Source organism: Alteromonas mediterranea DE (assembly GCF_000020585.3).
In the GTDB taxonomy this organism is placed as follows: domain Bacteria; phylum Pseudomonadota; class Gammaproteobacteria; order Enterobacterales; family Alteromonadaceae; genus Alteromonas; species Alteromonas mediterranea.
Map to the genome: position 1 here is coordinate 2,977,771 of NC_011138.3, position 17,917 is coordinate 2,995,687.

The window sequence follows — 17,917 nt, forward strand, 5'->3', positions numbered from 1 at the left end:
TAACCTCTGCTCAACCTGAACGCGGCTCGTTGTAAAAACGTTGCGTAGCGCAGTTGAAGCTGCCAGTTACATTGAGGACAGCCTAAAATTTTGGTGCCGTAGTATATAATACCCGACTATTTCACTCAAATATTCAGCCACTAATTTACGGCGGTAAATACTTATTTAACGGAGCCTACGGCTTCGTCACCGCCGTATGGCCATTAATTTTTGTTCATCGTCTTCGCTTTGGCTCAGATTCGTAGAAGATTTAAGCCGTTACGGCTTCACGTAATCGTGTAGTTACGTCTACTACTTTCTTTACTACGTAATCTATGTCGTCTTGGGTTGTAAAACGCCCAACACTAAAACGGATACCGGCGTGCGCTAATTCATTACTTCGCCCAATAGCCTTTAACACATAAGAGGGTTCAAGGCTTGCCGATGTACATGCTGAGCCCGATGACACAGCAATATCGTTCAGTCCCATCATCAAGCTTTCACCGTCAACACCGGCGAAACTGACGTTTAAGATGCCAGGGATTCGCTGAGTGGCATGGCCATTTAGATAAACGCCGTCAAGCTGCTGTAAACCTTGCCAAAGCGACTCCCTCAGTGAGAGTATGCGAGCGCTGTCATCTTTCATTTTCGACGCGGCTAACGCGAGTGCTTCCCCCATCCCTACAATTTGGTGAGTGGCCAGCGTCCCAGAGCGCATACCGCGTTCATGCCCGCCACCGTGAATTTGTGCAACCAAATTAATTTTAGGGCGGCGACGCACATACAAAGCTCCCATTCCCTTCGGCCCGTAAATCTTATGCGCCGAGATAGAAAGCAAGTCGATAGGCACTTGGGCTAAATCGATAGCAATCTTGCCTACACTTTGTGCACCATCCACGTGAAAGAGCACTCCATGTTCACGGCAAAGCTCGCCAATAGCTTGCATATCTTGAATTACACCAAGCTCGTTGTTGACATGCATGACCGACACTAAAATGGTGTCGTCGCGCATGGCGCCTTTCAAATCATTAATATCAAGTAAGCCGTCTTGCTTTACGCTTAAATAAGTCACCTCAAAGCCATGGCTTTCGAGGTACTCACAGGTATCTAACACCGCTTTATGCTCGGTGTTCACCGTGATGATATGTCTTCCTTTTTCCTGATATCCTTGTGCTACGCCTTTAATCGCAAGGTTGTTTGATTCCGTTGCACCTGAGGTAAACACGACCTCTCTAGGGTCGCAATTAAGTACGTCGCTAATTTGATTTCTGGCAACGTCGACGGCCTCTTCTGCCATCCAGCCGAAACGGTAACTGCGAGAAGCAGGATTGCCGAAGTTGCCATCTAGGGTTAGGCACTTCGACATCGCATCAGCGACGTGAGGGTCGACCGGCGTTGTTGCCGCGTAATCTAAGTAAATGGGTGTTGATAAAGCCATGCGATGCTCAAAACCTATTTAAAGTTGAATACTTACTTCAATATCTTTGGTGATATGACGAAGTGATGCATTGCCGTCTTGACGACCCGCTACTTCTTGTACATCCCGCTTTGCCATTAATTCACCTAAGGTAATTGAATTTAAAAACGCCGCAATGCGGTCACTTAAATCTTGCCACAGACTATGGGTTAGACAACGATCACCGCCTTGGCAATCGGCCTGCCCTTGGCAGCGCGTCGCATCGATAGACTCATCTACTGCGCGGATCACCTCACCTATGGCTATCTCGCTCGCTTCTCGACCCAATAGGTAGCCGCCGCCGGGGCCGCGAACACTGTCGACTAACTGCTCTTTGCGCAAGCGAGAAAACAGCTGCTCAAGATAAGATAAAGAGATTTCTTGTCGTTCTGAAATGTCGGCAAGAGGCACTGGACCACGCTTTGAATGCAAAGCGACATCAAGCATTGCGGTAACCGCATAGCGCCCTTTAGAAGTGAGTTTCATTGGATTCTCCCGCCGTTATATAATGGCGAAATTCTCACATACCTGACTAAAATGGTCAAGTATAAAACCCAGTAAATTAGTCAAGTATTATTGATTTAATCAATCGCTTTTTTTTATGAAAATACCTTGGGCGTGTGCGACCTTGTCAGGCCCTTTTTTCATGACGTTTTTCAAATTTCAACGCTGGGTCGTCAACACGTCCCTTTCTGAAAATTTTCACGTCTTCGGCATAATTAAATGACATCGACCAAGGATAACGCGTACCCTGCCGGGGTAACTTATCGAGTGAACGCTGAATATAACCCGCGCCAAAGTTAAGCAGTGGTTGTGTTTCCATATCCGGTTCTGCAATAGGGGTGCACTGCGTAAAGCCTCGTTTATTCATATGATTAAGCAAACGGGTAAAATGCTCACATAGAAGGCCAATTTTTAGTGTCCAAGAAGATGCCGTATAGCCCACCGCAATGGCAAAATTAGGGACGCCACTGAGTAACATCCCCTTATAGGTGATGCACTCAGGTAGTTTAACAGCCTCGCCATCTATTTTAGGAATTAACCCCCCTAGCGGAAGAAGGTTCAAACCCGTGGCCGTTACAATAATATCGGCCTCTATATGCTTACCTGAATCAAGCTTAATGCCTGTTTCGGTAAACGTAGCAATAGTATCCGTTTCAATGGACGCCTTTTCTTTAGAAATAGACTCGAATAAATCACCGCCCGGGACGGCACAAAGTCGCTGTTCCCACGGATTATAAGGCGGGTTGAAGTGCGTATCGACAGGGTACCCCTCGGGCAGCATCTTAACGTTTAGGCTGCGTATTATCTTTCGAGCTCGCTTCGGGAAGCGCTGACAAAATGCGTATACCCAGCGCTGTTTCGCGATGTTAAAGCGCCTGGCGGCATTAAATGCAATATTGTCGTTAAACCACGCACGTAAATACTTTGCGACAGGATCCTCTACGGGTACAGGCAATACGTAAGACGGCGTTCTTTGGAGCATAGTAACGTGTGCAGCAGTTTGAGCCAGTGCTGGCACCAAAGTAACTGCCGTTGCTCCGCTGCCTATGACCACCACGCGCTTACCCTGATATTCTAGGTCTTCTGGCCAGTGCTGAGGGTGGACAATTTTACCTTTAAACGCCGACTGTCCCTTAAAATCAGGCGTATAGCCTTTGTCGTAACGGTAATAGCCTGAGGCATTAAACACCCACCTCGTAGCGACCTGCTCGGTGTGCTCGCTCTGTTCTGATTTTAACGTGACAAGCCAATACTGCTTGTCACCTTGCCAATCGATATCAATAACGCGTGTGCGAAATCGTATATTCTCTTTTATGCCGTTCTCGTTTACCGTTTCCTCGACATAAGCTTTTATCGAGCGGCCATCTGCAATGGCCTTTTTCTCTTTCCAAGGCTTGAAGTCGTAGCCAAAGGTGAATAAATCAGAGTCGGAGCGAATGCCTGGGTATTTAAATAAGTCCCATGTTCCACCGAGGTCGGCACGCGCTTCTATAATAGTGTATGACAAGTCAGGGCATTTCTTTTGAATATGGTACGCACAGCCAACACCCGAGATACCGGCCCCTACGATTAAAACGTCTAGAAATGGCAACGTGTTTTGCATAACCGCCCTGAAACGTGACAACTAACATTTTGATTTCAATGTATGTTGGAGTTACGGGGGAGTCAACACGTACGTTAACAATTTGTAAAACACACCTTAATCCAGACGTGGAACTAAGGCGTTAAATTGCCGGGTCGAAAGACGAATGCGCTTTCTCTCGTTCATGGGCCTCCGTCAAGTCAAAGCCCGTATCCGCGAAATCTTCAGCACTGATGTTGTGTAAATTATCGGTACACACATCACCACCTAATGACTGAATGACCTTGCACATTTCCTCAACTTTGGTATCCATTTGATGCATGTGCTCAAGCATTACTCCCATGGCATTGGCCACAGGATCTGGGTTATCGGGCGCTACAGCGTACGCATCAAAACCGTATTTTTGCGCTATTTTGTCACGCTGGGGGTTAACCGTCGCTTTCCCATCATCCTGCTTTGAGATAATAATACGACCGGGGATACCCACCGCAGTGGCGCCGTCTGGAATATCTTTCACCACTACGGAATTTGAGCCGACTTTGGCATTTTCACCAATGATAATAGGCCCTAACACTTTAGCGCCAGCGCCTACTACCGCCCCTTTTTTAAGGGTTGGATGACGTTTACCGGCTTTCCAGCTAGTACCACCAAGCGTAACGCCATGATATAGCGTAACATCGTCACCAATCTCTGCGGTTTCGCCAATGACCACGCCCATACCATGGTCTATAAATACCCGCCTGCCCAGTGTTGCTCCAGGGTGAATTTCTATGCCCGTCAGCCAGCGACTAAAGGTTGATAACGTGCGTGCCAACCACTTCCATTCAGCCTTCCACAACTTGTGGCTTACGCGGTGTAGCCATACTGCATGTAGACCGGGGTAATTAGTTAGCACTTCAAAGGTATTTCTTGCCGCTGGGTCGCGATGGAAAACCCCTTTAATGTCATCTTTGATACGGGCGAACATAATGCTTACTCTTGCTCTTCTTTCGACGTGTTTTCGTTAACCGGCGCTTCAGTTGAGTCACTTTGACTTACACTTGCTGACTTAACCGATTTATCGATAGACGCCAAAATACCGCGCAAGATATTCAACTCTTGCGACTCTGGGCGTGCTCGATTGAACAAACGACGAAGCTTAGTCATAACCACACCAGGGTGACTCTTGCGTATAAACGATGTCCCCTCTAGTGTCGTTTCAAGGTGCGCGTAAAAACGCTCTAAATCTTCGTTTAATGGGTACGTTTCCTCTACGCTTGGGTAGGTTTCACGATTTAGGAAGGCCATGCGAATTTCATAACATAAGGTTTGAACCGCAGCAGCTAGGTTAAGCGAGCTGTATTCAGGGTTCGCCGGAATACACATGTGGAAATGACACTGCTGTAATTCTTCATTTGTTAAGCCACTATTTTCACGGCCAAACACCAATGCGACCGGGTACTTCTCTACTTCTTGAACTAGCTTTTCACCGCAATCACGAGGGCCAAGCATAGGCCAAGAATGCGTACGAGAACGGGCTGATGTGCCTACAACTAAACCACAGTCTTTTACCGCTTCTTCCAGCGTACCTACAATTTTTGCGTTCGCGAGTACATCACCCGCGCCTGCAGCAAGCGCGCTTGCTTGGCCATCAGGTTCGTTCACTGGGTCAACAAGATAAAGGCTACTGAGCCCCATGGTCTTCATCGCTCGTGCGGTGGAGCCAATGTTCCCAGTGTGAGAGGTGTTAACCAAAATGATGCGAATATTTTCGAGCATGCCTGCGATACCTACGTACTTTCAAAAAAGGATGATACTGATATGTTAAGCATCATCTAATGAACTTCAATTAGGGCAAGTTTATCACAGCGGCAGTATAGATGGCTATTCACTCACAACGGCATGCTACCTGTTCGATTGCTTATGTAGTTTGCTTTTTTTCGACGTTTCTCATAACGAAAGACCGCGGCACTATCTATGTTGTCAGCCCCATTGCTAGGCATCGCCGTTTAAAGTGGCAAAAAGCTATTCTACTTCGCCTTGCGTTCACCCTTGAATTCATTTGCATCGTGCGTGGATTCTGGTAGACTCCGCCCGTTTTCGAAAATAACTAGCTATTTTTTATACAGCTAGTTCGTTTCATTGGTCTTTTACAATTGGTGGTTTATCTATGCATCCTATGCTGAATATTGCGGTGCGCGCTGCGCGTGCGGCTGGAACAGTTATTGTTCGCGGTTTTGAAAAATATAACGAAGTAGCAACAGAGTCGAAAGGTTTGAACGACTTTGTTACTCAAGTTGATAAAGAAGCAGAACAAGCAATTATCTATAAAATTCAGCAGTCTTACCCAGAACATTGCTTCTTAGGTGAAGAGTCTGGCGAAGTTAACGGCACAGAGACAGACTATCAGTGGATCATCGACCCACTAGATGGCACCACTAACTTTGTAAAAGGCATCCCCCACTTTGCGGTTTCTATCGCACTTCTTCATAAAGGTCGTTTGGACCAAGCTGTTGTATTTGACCCAATTCGCAGCGAACTATTTACTGCTAGCCGTGGTCAAGGTGCACAGCTTAACGGTTACCGTATTCGCGCTTCTAAGCCTCGTGATTTAACAGAAACCATTATTGCTACTGGCCTTCCGTTCAAAAACAAAGCTGCATTCGGTGAATACGCACTTAGTCTGAACAAAATATTCCACGAAGTGGGCGACATTCGCCGTGCAGGCAGTGCAGCACTAGACCTTGCTTATGTTGCAGCTGGTCGTCACGACGGTTACTGGGAACGCGGCATCAAATCTTGGGACATCGCAGCGGGTGAACTTATTGTTCGCGAAGCAGGCGGCTTGGTTACAGACTTTAAAGGTAATAACGACCCACTACACAAGGGCGAAATTGTTGCCGGTAGTGCAAAGGTAGTTCAAGGCTTGGTAAAACACCTTAAGTAAAAATGTGGGCTGGCTGGGGTCGAAACAGATGCTTTTTCTTAGCAACTTTTTTTAACCTACGCCACAGCGTACGTAAAACGAACAAATAAACGATAAGGCGCGAATTATTTTAATTCGCGCCTTTTTGCTTTTTGTACCTCATTGCGAACGCAAACATGCCAAAACTGCGCTTTTGTATACTCCCTCCCTTCCCTATATTAAGCCTACTAGCCTCAATGCTAAGGGCAACGTACAAACGGTTATGATCATTTGGGCCGTTTTACCTGACAGCCAATGGGATGCCGGCGCTTTTTTACCTAAAAACAAGCCTGTCACGGCACTATATTTACACAGCAGTAATAGTAGGAAACAAAGCAACATACTCACGACGGCAGATAACGCCATTGCCGTAGGCGCAGACAGTGCTGTATTCGTAATAAAATAGCTGACGCCAATTATCACGCTTTGATGAATTACATAGAGAGGAAAAACATATCCATTCGCTTTAACTACCGCGGGATTCGCCGTTACGAAGACTTTGTCTGCCAGTGCCAAAATTGCAAATACGCTGAATACTTTAGCTAAGTAATACGACCATAATGCAATGGTTTTTATCGGCAGGTTATCAGGTTGGTATCCTACTACTTTAAACCCCACTTCATAAGACAGAGTAAGTATAATGGCGAACGCAATCAGCGCCCCGCGCCTATCGCGTAGCCACCCCCAAAATTGCACTTGACCACCAAAAAAGTAGCCCCAAACTGAACACGCAAAGCCGTAAATATCACGCTGTAAGTCACTTTCCTCTATTTGTGATGCAAAAAGCGAAATAGAAACAAGTAACAACAACCATACACTATTGAAATTGCCTAAACTGTTGCGTACCCACTTAAGAGGCAGATGAAAAATAACCAACAATAACGTGAACCGCCAAAGAGAACGAAGAAACCACAAATGGTTTACGTCGACGTGATGCCATATGCCAGCACTAAAACCATTAAAATAGTCATTCGCACCAAAATAAAATTGAATGAAAAAATAGCCTACAGAGGTATCGATTGCGCCTTTTTGCGTCATTTCAACAAATAACTGAATAGGAACTATGCAATAAATACCTGTTAATAGGGGAAGTAATATCGCATTGCTTCTTCGGGTTAACAAAAAAGCCAGTCCGTATTTTTGCTGCATAAAATACAGCGACGTGCCCGCGATAAACCACAGCAGCCCCATTCTCCACGGTGAACTTATCAATAAAATGTGTTGCAGCCAAAACCACTGTGTTTCTTGCTTAAAATGAAAGTTCCACTCGGGCACCCAAACCATACCAAGATGAAAAAAGAACAAAACAATGACGGCGAATACTCTAAGATAATCAAGCACTATTATTCGTGAATTTTCTGACGTTAAACGTGTGTGGTATTTTGTGTTCATCTTGTCCCTTATTGAGGCGAAAAGCGCCTTCAATTTTTAGCAACGTGAGTATAAACAAACTACCAACCAAGCTATTGAAAGTGTTGAAAAAAGTGACAAGCGGTGGAATTAAGTGACGGAAGGACAAGTGTTCGCATGATTAATAAAGCGTGGTTTCAAGCGCATCAAAGCTCAATATCCCTTTCCCTTCTGGGCCTGTATTTTTTAGTCAATGGATTTATCAATAGCACCACGGTACTCATGGAAGCCATGCGCACGCCACCGCTACCTTTTGCCCAATGGGAACCTTTTGCTTGGGAGTATACCAGTGCCGTTGGCAGCTTCTGCGTGGTGATAGCACTGGCAAAGATACTCAACCATTTTCCTTGGCAATGGGAACGGTTTACTTTTAGCATTGCGTTATATAGTGCTGTGGGTCTGTGCTTTGCAGCCACACATATTATATTTATGATTGTTAGTAGAGAAATTATTTACGCATTAGTGGGTGGCAATTACCAATTCGCCACTTCTGCAGAACAATGGTTCTTTGAACTCATTTATGAAATGCGAAAAGATTTATGGTCTTTCATCTTTTTTGTAGTAATGATTTGGTGTTATCGCTATGTGGTAGCACAATGGTTAGGTAACGCCAGCAATATCGGGCTTGAGTCAGCTAAATTAGACCAGCGCAATACACAAAATGCTCCAGATGAAAAAGCCTTCAAGCATGAACTATTATTGATTAAAAAAAATGGCCATGAGTTTCTAATTAATAAGCAAGATATCAACTGGTTGGCCTCTTCGGGCAATTATGTCAACTTACACATTGACGATAAGGTTTACCCCATGCGTACTACGCTAACCTCATTTCTAGATGAAAATGCTTACTTGCCTTTTGCACGGGTCCACCGCTCTTTTGCTGTAAACCTTAATGATGTTGAAAGTGTAAAGGTCGGGGACAGCGGCGATGGCGTAATTACATTAAAAAATGGCCATACTGTTAAGATGTCACGAAGGTATAAGCTGGCTATTGATAAATAAACACTGTTTGCGACTATTGAAAAGCAGTGTGATTCACACCTACAAAAAAGCCGCAACACTGTGCGGCTTTTTATTCATTTAACGTAATTAGCGCTGCTCGCCATAGCCTGCTTAAGGCATTGGATCTAAGTCAGCGCCTTCTTTCTCTACCTGCGGTGGCATTAGGTCTTCTTTACTTATACCTAATGCTAGGGCAACCGAACTTGCGATATACACCGATGAGTAAGTACCTACTACTACACCGAATAACAACGCAGTGGCGAAACCGTGAATAAGCGCACCACCTTTATAGAACAAGGCAACCAATACTAACACCGTGGTTAGTGAGGTGATGATAGTACGATTAAGGGTCTGCGTTAGAGAGATATTGATAATCTCGACCGGCTCGCCTTTACGAATTTTGCGGAAGTTTTCACGGATACGGTCTGATACAACAATGGTATCGTTAAGTGAATAACCAATAACCGCGAGTACAGCTGCAAGCACCGTAAGGTCAAATTCAATTTGAAGTACCGAGAATAGACCTAGCGTAAGGATCACGTCATGGGCAAGTGCCGAAACGGAACCCAGTGCAAAGCGCCATTCAAAACGCATCGCCACGTAAACCAAGATACATAACAGTGCCACCAGCATTGCTAGCCCGCCCTGCTCTGTCAGTTCTTCACCGACATTAGGTCCAACAAACTCAATACGGCGCATATCCACCGAGGTGCCATCTGCACGCAGTGCCGCAAGAACCTGCTCACCAATGGTTACGGCTTTTACGCCATCACGCGGTGCAATGCGAATAAGCACGTCTTGACTGCTACCGAAGTTTTGCACTATCGCATCTTCAAAGTTCGATTCGTTAAGCTGCACGCGAATAGCTTCTAGGTCAGCCGAGTCTTCGTAGCCCACTTCAATAAGCGTACCGCCAGTGAAATCCAGCCCCCAGTTAAGACTGTTTACCCCTAATGACACAAACGAGCCAAGGATTAAGACTGTAGATAACACCATCGCTGGAATGCGAAGGCGCATGAAATTAACGGTTTCGGATAATTTTAATAACTGCATTTTACGCTCCTTAAATCGCTAATTTCTCTACACGTTTGCCGCCCCATACTGCGTTAACAATAACGCGAGTAACCAAAATAGCGGTAAACATTGAAGTTGCGATACCAATCATTAGCGTAATAGAGAAGCCTTTAATTGGGCCGGTACCAACTGCGAACAGAATTAAACCAGCAATGAAAGTAGTGATATTCGCATCCAAAATGGTTGAGAATGCACTGTCGTACCCGTGGTGAATAGCTTGCTGCGGACTGCGCCCTTCGCGAAGCTCTTCACGAATACGCTCAAAGATTAGCACGTTAGCATCTACCGCCATACCAACGGTAAGTACAATACCCGCCATACCTGGAAGCGTTAAGGTTGCGCCCGGGATCATCGACATGATGCCTACAATCATTACCAGGTTAGTGATAAGCGCGATGTTCGCTACCACACCAAACGCTTTGTAGTAAATCAACATGAAAACAAGCACAGCCGCAAGGCCATAGATAATAGCCTGCATACCTAGCTCGATGTTTTCTTTACCCAAGCTTGGGCCTACGGTGCGCTCTTCAACAATTTGAATTGGCGCAATAAGTGCACCCGCGCGAAGTAGTAACGCTAAATCACGAGCTTCTTTTGGAGAATCAAGACCGGTAATTTGGAACTTACTACCAAGCTGCGCACGAATGGTGGCAACTGAGATAACTTGCTCATGCTTTTCGAACACAAGTTTACCGTCGTCATTTCGCTCTCCGGTAGATTTGTACTCGATAAACACCGTTGCCATTGGCTTACCAATGTTGCCGCGGGTTGAGCGAGACATTTTGTTACCGCCTTCAGAGTCTAGCGAGATATTTACATTTGGAAGACCATATTCATCAACACCGCTATTAGCATCAATAATGTGGCTACCAGTAAGCATAATACGCTTTTCAAGTAACTGTGGAATACCTTGCTGATCTTCAATCACCTGAGAACCAGGAGGAACACGGCCGTTCAATGCATCGCGAATATCGTTTTTCTGATCAACCATGCGGAATTCTAGGGTCGCCGTCGCGTTTAGAATTTCTTTTGCACGAGCGGTATCTTGAATACCGGGGAGCTGAACAACAATACGGTCAGCGCCTTGTTTTTGAACAAGAGGCTCAGCAACACCAAGCTGGTTAACACGGTTACGAATGATAGTGATGTTTTGCTTAACCGCGTTGTCGCGAATTTCTTGAAGCTTACTCTCCGCGAAAATAGCGCGAAGGGTTAAGTCATCAATTTGGTTAAACGTTAGGTCACGACTTTGGTTGCGCAGGAAGAACTCCGCTTTATCTAACGTATCTTCATCGCGGAAGGTAATGTCGATATGGTCGTCTACTTGTTTAACACCACGGTAACGAATACCCTCTTCACGCAGAGAGGTGCGAAAGCCGCTTTCAGCATCTTCCAGTGACTTAGTGATAACTTCCGTCATGTCCACTTCCATCAAGAAGTGCACACCACCGCGAAGGTCAAGACCAAGTTTCATCGGTGCGCCACCTAACCCTTCTAGCCATTCCGGCGTGTCTGGGGCAAGGTTCATTGCCACGTAGTAGTCGTCACCAAGCGTCTTTTCTAAAGTTTCGCGGGTTACTAGCTGTGTATCTGAATCAGAAACGCGAACCAAAATTTGGTCGTTCTCAAACTCAACACGCTTCGGCGAGATGTTTTTTTCGTTTAGCGCGGCCTTTACTTGCTCTACCGTGGCGTTAGTTACCACAGCATCACGACCTGCTGAGATTTGTACGGCATGATCTTCGCCGTAAATGTTAGGAAGTGCGTAAAGTGCACACATTGCAACCACAATGAGTGCACTCAGTACCTTCCAGATAGAGTTTTTGTTTAGCACTGGATAATCCTTTCGTGCCAGTACCGGGTAGCATCCCGGCCCCGGCGGTTGTTACTTACAGTGACTTCATTGTGCCTTTAGGCAGCACAGCAGTTACTGAAGACTTCTGAACAACAATGTTGTTTGAATCGTTAAGTGCAACTTCGATGAAATCTTTTTCTTCCGACACTTTAGTAATTTTACCTACTAAACCACCTTGTGTTAGCACTTCATCACCTTTGCCAAGTGAAGACACGAGGTTTTTATGCTCTTTTACGCGCTTAGCCTGCGGGCGATAAAGCAAGAAGTAAAAAATTAGACCAAATACAGCAAGCATGATAATCATTTCCATGCCACCACCTTGCTGAGCACCGCCAGCAGATTGCGCGTAAGCGTTCGAGATAAATAGGCTCATAAAATTCCCCAAATATTATCGTTGTTATAGTGCCGGAACCGGCAACCCTTTTTGTTCATAAAATTCTTGTACAAATTCGTCAAGCGTACCTGCGTCAATCGCATCGCGAAGACCCTGCATAACACGCTGATAGTAACGAAGGTTATGGATGGTGTTTAAACGCGCACCCAAAATCTCGTTACATTTGTCCAAATGATGTAAATAAGAGCGAGAATAATTTTTACAAGTGTAGCAATCACAATTCTCGTCTAATGGTGAGGTGTCGTTCCTGTGTTTCGCATTGCGAATTTTCACCACGCCTTCAGTCACAAAAAGGTGACCATTTCGCGCATTACGCGTAGGCATAACACAGTCAAACATATCGATACCGCGACGCACAGACTCTACCAAATCTTCCGGCTTGCCCACGCCCATTAAGTAGCGCGGCTTGTCTTCAGGGATTTTTGGCGCCGTATGATCGATAATGCGGATCATGTCTTCTTTTGGCTCGCCCACTGACAGGCCACCAATGGCATAGCCGTCAAAACCAATGGCTTCAAGGCCAGCAAGCGACACATCGCGCAACCCTTCGTACATACCGCCTTGAATAATACCAAACAGAGCCGCGGGGTTATCGCCGTGGGCTTCTTTACTGCGTTTGGCCCAACGCAACGACATTTCCATAGAAACGCGCGCTTCTTGCTCAGTGGCAGGATACGGCGTGCACTCGTCAAAAATCATCACGATGTCAGAACCCAAGTCGCGCTGAACTTCCATCGACTTTTCTGGCGTAAGAAGGATCTTCTCGCCGTTGATTGGCGAACGGAAAGTTACACCTTCTTCGGTAATTTTACGCAAATCGCCAAGGCTAAATACCTGGAAACCGCCCGAATCAGTAAGAATAGGCTTATCCCAATTCATGAAATCGTGCAGGTCGCCATGCTGGCGAATAATCCCCGTACCTGGGCGCAGCATTAGGTGAAAGGTGTTACCAAGACAGATGTGAGCACCACTGTCTTTTAACTCTTCAGGGGTCATTCCCTTAACGGTACCGTACGTACCTACCGGCATGAACGCTGGGGTCTCAACAACACCGCGTTCAAACACCAAACGACCGCGTCGTGCTCGGCCTTCGGTTTTTAACAACTCAAATTGCATGTGAAAGCATTCCCACTTTGGTGCGCTTTTGCGCTGGGTATAAAAATAAATTGGCGGCGATTATACCAGTAATTTGGCTGAGATCATGCCCCGTATCTATGTTTATCTGTAACTGGGCTAGAACCGCGCCTGCTATAGCCTGTTTTTGCCTGCTTTTTGCGTAAAATAAGGCTATATTAAACGGCCAAACCTCAATGGGTTTGTTGCGATTTCGAAACGAGTTAACCGAAATCGCAACGGTTTTTTAACGTCGTAGCGTAAAACACATGACGAGGTGTTTTTAGCAAACCGCTACCATTTTAAGCGCGCTCAATAAACATAGCATCGCCATAGCTAAAGAATCGGTATTCTTTCGCTATCGCTTCTTGATAGGCATTCATCACGTTTTCTTTACCTGCAAATGCGCTAATCAACATCATTAACGTAGATTCCGGTAAATGGAAGTTAGTAAACATAGCGTCCACAACTTTAAATTCAAAACCAGGGTAAATAAAGATTTCGGTATCTTCATTAAAGGGCGCGATAATCTGTTCATCGCCCCGCTCTGCACTCGCTTTCGCCGCCGACTCTAGTGAGCGTACCGAAGTGGTCCCTACTGCAATTACCCTTTTGCCATTTGCTTTTGTATTTAACACGGCATCAACCACATCTTGAGGCACTTCGGCGAATTCAGCGTGCATTTTATGCTCTTGAATATTATCAACACGAACGGGCTGAAACGTGCCCGCGCCTACATGCAAGGTAACGAAGGCTAGGTTAACCCCCTTTTCTTTTAACGCGTTTAAAATACTGTCGTCAAAATGTAACCCTGCGGTAGGTGCCGCTACAGCACCAGGCTTTTCGTTGTACACCGTTTGGTAACGCTCTTTATCCGAGTTTTCATCCGGACGGTCGATATAAGGCGGTAACGGCATATGACCGTGGGCTTCCAGCAGCGTTAATACGGTTTCATCGTGGTCAAACTGCAGTATAAACAGTGCGTCGTCTCGACCGGTAACAGTTACATTCACTTTTTCTTCTAGAATGAGCTTAGTACCCGGTTTCGGCGCTTTGCTTGCGCGCACATGGGCAAGTGCGGTGGTGTCAGATGTAATGCGCTCAATGAGCACCTCCACTTGACCGCCGGTTTCTTTTTTACCTAAAAGGCGCGCAGGTATAACACGGGTGTTATTAAAAACCAGTAAATCACCCGGCTCTACAAATTTAAGCATGTCTGCAAACATGGTATGTTCAACCTTGCCGTTTTTACCGTCTAAATGTAGCAAACGACTGGCAGTGCGCTGTTGCGTTGGATATTTGGCAATAAGGTTTTCGGGTAGAACAAAGCTAAAATCAGATAATTTCATAAATACGACAATGTTGAGGTCTTACTGTTAGACAAAAGTACTAGATTAAGTTTCTTTTAAGTTACTACTAAAGGTTAAGAAACCCTACACAAACTCAAGATACCCTGCATTAAATAAAAATTTAATTTAATAATTTCAAACACTTGAGTTGACATGTATATTTTTAGATAACTACTTATCGAACAACATACGGACAAATTCATTTATTCGATAGCACTTAATTACTTAATCGCTTAAGATACGCCCAGATAGTGATGATGTTCTCCCATAAACATTCCTTATCATTCATACCCAGCACTTGCTGGGTATTTTTTTATCTGCACGTTTTAAACCTTGCTGCGCGCTATTTTTATAGTACGGTTTCCCTTTCGTACTTTTCAAACCACAGCCAAATTTCAAAGTAACGGTATTTTACGCGTTTTGGCGCTCAAGATCAGTTAAGATTTCTTCTAAAAGCGCGGCATCTATTGGGCGTGCTTTTAATACGTACAGTATTTGAAGCAATAAATCCGCTCCCATAATACCTTTGTTCACCTTATTGCGCAGGTTGTCAGCGCTCTGCTCTACACCAATTTCTTGCAACCTTTGGCTTAAGGCTTGATATTTCACACCGCGCACAGACATTTCTGATTTGACCACCCGTGCAACCGTTTGTCGCCACCCATTTTTAGTGTTCACACAACCCCCAAAACCATAAAAATGTGACATATATTTTACAAAAAAACATTTTTTTACACTTAAAGAACGCATTTGATATTGACGATTATGGCACACTAGGTCTACACTGCAAGTCAAGATATTGGCGAAAGTGAAAATAGTCGTTACAGTACAGCCAGTGTTATTCACCTTACAGCGCCTTGTCTCATTGTTAAGAGGCGCACAAAGGTAAACACGACTGACACGACATTCACTTTCGAAATTATCGCTTCAATAATTAAAGGAGATAGGTATGAGCTGGGAACTAGAAAGCATCGAAGCCCTGTTTAAAGAGCACGATGACTTTGTGGTAACACGTGAAGAGGGCTGCTTGCAGATTGCCAATCAAGATGGTATCGATGCGTGGCTTGCCATAAGCGGAGAACAGATTTTAGTTGAAAGTCTTTTATTTTCAGCGTCTGAAGTAAAAGATAAGCCGGCGTTAGACCATGAAATACTCTCAACTCATATGGTCTTCCCTCTTACCACAGTAGGCATCTCGACGATTAGTGGCGAAGAGTATTACACGGCTTTTGGTGCATTAAGCGCCCAATCGAAAGCCGAAAGTATTGTTATTGAAGTGGAAACTCTGTTTCAGAATGTAGCATCATTCCTAGATGCCTACGAAACACACCTAATTTAAAATTTACTTCTAAGGAGAAGCGAATGTCAGTGTGGAAAAAATTAATTACTGCAGTAAAAGGTGGTGCTACCGAAGCTGCGCAGTCTGTTGCAGACAGTCAGGCTATTCGAATTCTGGAACAAGAAATCAGAGAAGCCAAAGAAGAATTGCGCAAATCAGATCATGCACGCACACAAATTTTGGCGAAATGTAAACTTTCTCAACAGAAAGTAGACAGCTTTAATTCGTCGATTGCTGAGTACGAAGAACACGCCCGTAAAGCGATTGATAACGATCGACAGCTGGCCCTAGATTGTGCGCAAAAAGTCTCTGAGCTAAAAGAAGAACGTGAACAAGAGCAAACCTATCTTGACCAGTTCAAGCAATCAGAAAAGCAGCTTGCCAGCAATATCCAACAGGCTAAAGCAAACTTGCGTCGCCTTGAACAGCAGGTTGATATGGTTAAAGCAACCGAAAGCGTGCAAAAAGCACAAGTTGCCGTATCTTCACGCCACATGGGCGCAAATAGTAAGATGAAAACAGCAACAGAGTCGCTGTCTCGTATTCAAGATAAGCAAAAGATGCGCAACGCAGAGCTACAAGCGGCAGAAGAGCTTGCTAGCGAAGAATCGAGTAGCGACCTTGAAAAGCGCCTAGCAGAAGCGGGGATCAAAGGGGGTAAAACCTCTGCCGACGACGAACTAGCGCGAATTCTTGGCAAGTAAGTAAAACACATGGGAGCCCAGTGCTCCCATTTTTAATGCTTGTTACAAAATTATCTTCAAATATAGCGGTATAGCAGCAAGCTTACCTAGACAAATCAAGCACTTCAAGGCAGAGTAAGGGCACGCATAACAAGGGCTGTTTCTTTTATGTCTCCATGGATAAAACTGCGAAAAATCATGCTGCAATATTTTGCAGAGTCACGCTGGTATACCATTGTCGGTGCCACCGCTTTTTACGCAGTAACAAGCTATTGGCTGCTTTACGCTGCCAATGAACACGACCTCATTGCACATACTGACTTTGTTTACTGGCTTGCCGTTACTGCTTCAACAGTGGGTTATGGCGATCTATCGCCCGTTACCCCTGCCGGAAAACTTGTCGTAGCGCTTTACGTTATTCCGCTAGGGTTAAGTATTTTCGCCATGGTGATTGGTCGAATTGCAGCTTGGGTTTCACTTCAATGGAAAAAAGGGTTTATGGGTATGAATAGCTTAATGCTTGACGGTCACATCTTAGTAATAGGATGGAACGAGCAGCGCACCATGCTGCTGCTTGATTTAATTCTGCAAGAGCGTGACGCCATGCCTGAACGCCCCGATATTGTACTGTGCGTAAAAGCGGATATCACCAACCCACTACCCGGTGTAATAGAGTTTGTAAAAGTCGACTCGTTTAACAAAGACGAAGACATGGATCGCGCTTGTGTAGCAACAGCGAGAACCATTCTTATTGATAACCCCCAAGACGACGTCACCATGACTACAGCGCTGTACTGCACGAAGCGTAATCCAGACGCGCACCAAGTGGCTTATTTTGATGACGACAGCTTAGTTAGCCTACTTCAGGATCATTGTCCAAAAGTCGAATGCACGCCAAGCGTCGCCATAGAGATGCTGGTTAAGGCCGCATTTGACCCAGGCTCAAGCATGCTTCATCACGATTTATTGAGCATTGATGAGGGGCAAGCACAATTTTCTGTAAAGATTCCACAGACTAGCCCAACAATTTCCGTCGCCAAGCTATTTGTTAACTTGAAACGCAAACACGACGCCATATTTATTGGTTACGCCCCTAACGGCATGGTAAAAGAGATGGTAGTTAATCCGTCGCTAGATGCTACGTTAAACCCAGGCGATACCCTTTTCTATATTGCAGAGCGGCGTATAAATGCCATTAACTGGTCGTCTTTAGACGCGGACTAAAAGGCACAA

General features: G+C 45.2%; 17 protein-coding genes. 5 read left to right on the plus strand and 12 right to left on the minus strand.

What is annotated here, in order from left to right; genetic code table 11:
* Positions 1–250: 250 nt before the first annotated feature.
* The 5 genes from MADE_RS13230 to trmJ form a co-directional block, all read right to left on the minus strand.
* Positions 251–1,417 (minus strand): IscS subfamily cysteine desulfurase, encoded by a 1,167-nt coding sequence (locus tag MADE_RS13230; RefSeq protein ID WP_012519008.1) that lies wholly within the window; start codon positions 1,415–1,417, stop codon positions 251–253.
* A gap of 18 nt (positions 1,418–1,435) precedes the next feature.
* Positions 1,436–1,921: a Fe-S cluster assembly transcriptional regulator IscR gene (iscR, locus tag MADE_RS13235; RefSeq protein ID WP_012519009.1), complete on the minus strand. Its 486-nt coding sequence runs from the start codon at positions 1,919–1,921 to the stop codon at positions 1,436–1,438.
* 145 nt (positions 1,922–2,066) lie between these two features.
* Positions 2,067–3,542 carry a flavin-containing monooxygenase gene (locus MADE_RS13240; protein ID WP_012519010.1) on the minus strand — a complete coding sequence of 492 codons (1,476 nt, stop codon included), beginning with the start codon at positions 3,540–3,542 and terminating at the stop codon, positions 2,067–2,069.
* Between the two features lie 121 nt (positions 3,543–3,663).
* A complete protein-coding gene (cysE, locus tag MADE_RS13245) occupies positions 3,664–4,488 on the minus strand; it encodes a serine O-acetyltransferase (RefSeq protein ID WP_012519011.1) in 825 nt (274 codons plus the stop codon).
* A gap of 5 nt (positions 4,489–4,493) precedes the next feature.
* Positions 4,494–5,279 (minus strand): tRNA (cytosine(32)/uridine(32)-2'-O)-methyltransferase TrmJ, encoded by a 786-nt coding sequence (gene trmJ, locus MADE_RS13250; protein ID WP_012519012.1) that lies wholly within the window; start codon positions 5,277–5,279, stop codon positions 4,494–4,496.
* Positions 5,280–5,670: 391 nt separating this feature from the next.
* Here trmJ and suhB point away from each other — a divergent pair, with 391 nt between their 5' ends.
* Positions 5,671–6,447: an inositol-1-monophosphatase gene (gene suhB, locus MADE_RS13255; RefSeq protein WP_012519013.1), complete on the plus strand. Its 777-nt coding sequence runs from the start codon at positions 5,671–5,673 to the stop codon at positions 6,445–6,447.
* A 192-nt stretch (positions 6,448–6,639) separates the two neighbouring features.
* On the opposite strand, the gene MADE_RS13260 is transcribed toward suhB, so the two are convergent.
* Positions 6,640–7,857 carry an acyltransferase family protein gene (locus tag MADE_RS13260; RefSeq protein WP_012519014.1) on the minus strand — a complete coding sequence of 406 codons (1,218 nt, stop codon included), beginning with the start codon at positions 7,855–7,857 and terminating at the stop codon, positions 6,640–6,642.
* 135 nt (positions 7,858–7,992) lie between these two features.
* Between MADE_RS13260 and MADE_RS13265 the strand changes: the two genes are divergently transcribed.
* Complete coding sequence (locus MADE_RS13265; protein WP_012519015.1) at positions 7,993–8,877, plus strand: LytTR family DNA-binding domain-containing protein; 885 nt, start codon at positions 7,993–7,995, stop codon at positions 8,875–8,877.
* A gap of 111 nt (positions 8,878–8,988) precedes the next feature.
* On the opposite strand, the gene secF is transcribed toward MADE_RS13265, so the two are convergent.
* The 6 genes from secF to MADE_RS13295 all read right to left on the minus strand — a co-directional run bounded on the left by secF (position 8,989) and on the right by MADE_RS13295 (position 15,370).
* Positions 8,989–9,930 (minus strand): protein translocase subunit SecF, encoded by a 942-nt coding sequence (gene secF, locus MADE_RS13270; protein WP_012519016.1) that lies wholly within the window; start codon positions 9,928–9,930, stop codon positions 8,989–8,991.
* Between the two features lie 10 nt (positions 9,931–9,940).
* The gene (gene secD, locus MADE_RS13275; protein WP_015067622.1) at positions 9,941–11,785 is read right to left on the minus strand and encodes a protein translocase subunit SecD; all 1,845 of its coding nucleotides are present in this window, start codon (positions 11,783–11,785) and stop codon (positions 9,941–9,943) included.
* 55 nt (positions 11,786–11,840) lie between these two features.
* Positions 11,841–12,179, minus strand: a complete 339-nt coding sequence (gene yajC, locus MADE_RS13280; protein ID WP_012519018.1) for a preprotein translocase subunit YajC — start codon at positions 12,177–12,179, stop codon at positions 11,841–11,843.
* Positions 12,180–12,203: 24 nt separating this feature from the next.
* The gene (tgt, locus tag MADE_RS13285; RefSeq protein ID WP_014950189.1) at positions 12,204–13,316 is read right to left on the minus strand and encodes a tRNA guanosine(34) transglycosylase Tgt; all 1,113 of its coding nucleotides are present in this window, start codon (positions 13,314–13,316) and stop codon (positions 12,204–12,206) included.
* Positions 13,317–13,615: 299 nt separating this feature from the next.
* Positions 13,616–14,662 carry a tRNA preQ1(34) S-adenosylmethionine ribosyltransferase-isomerase QueA gene (gene queA, locus MADE_RS13290; protein WP_012519020.1) on the minus strand — a complete coding sequence of 349 codons (1,047 nt, stop codon included), beginning with the start codon at positions 14,660–14,662 and terminating at the stop codon, positions 13,616–13,618.
* Between the two features lie 411 nt (positions 14,663–15,073).
* Positions 15,074–15,370 carry a DUF6471 domain-containing protein gene (locus MADE_RS13295; protein WP_051343514.1) on the minus strand — a complete coding sequence of 99 codons (297 nt, stop codon included), beginning with the start codon at positions 15,368–15,370 and terminating at the stop codon, positions 15,074–15,076.
* 241 nt (positions 15,371–15,611) lie between these two features.
* Between MADE_RS13295 and MADE_RS13300 the strand changes: the two genes are divergently transcribed.
* The 3 genes from MADE_RS13300 (at position 15,612) to MADE_RS13310 (ending at position 17,908) form a co-directional block, all read left to right on the plus strand.
* The gene (locus MADE_RS13300; RefSeq protein WP_012519022.1) at positions 15,612–16,001 is read left to right on the plus strand and encodes a DUF2170 family protein; all 390 of its coding nucleotides are present in this window, start codon (positions 15,612–15,614) and stop codon (positions 15,999–16,001) included.
* Positions 16,002–16,024: 23 nt separating this feature from the next.
* The gene (locus MADE_RS13305) at positions 16,025–16,705 is read left to right on the plus strand and encodes a PspA/IM30 family protein (protein WP_012519023.1); all 681 of its coding nucleotides are present in this window, start codon (positions 16,025–16,027) and stop codon (positions 16,703–16,705) included.
* Positions 16,706–16,852: 147 nt separating this feature from the next.
* Complete coding sequence (locus MADE_RS13310) at positions 16,853–17,908, plus strand: potassium channel family protein (RefSeq protein ID WP_012519024.1); 1,056 nt, start codon at positions 16,853–16,855, stop codon at positions 17,906–17,908.
* Positions 17,909–17,917: the final 9 nt, after the last annotated feature.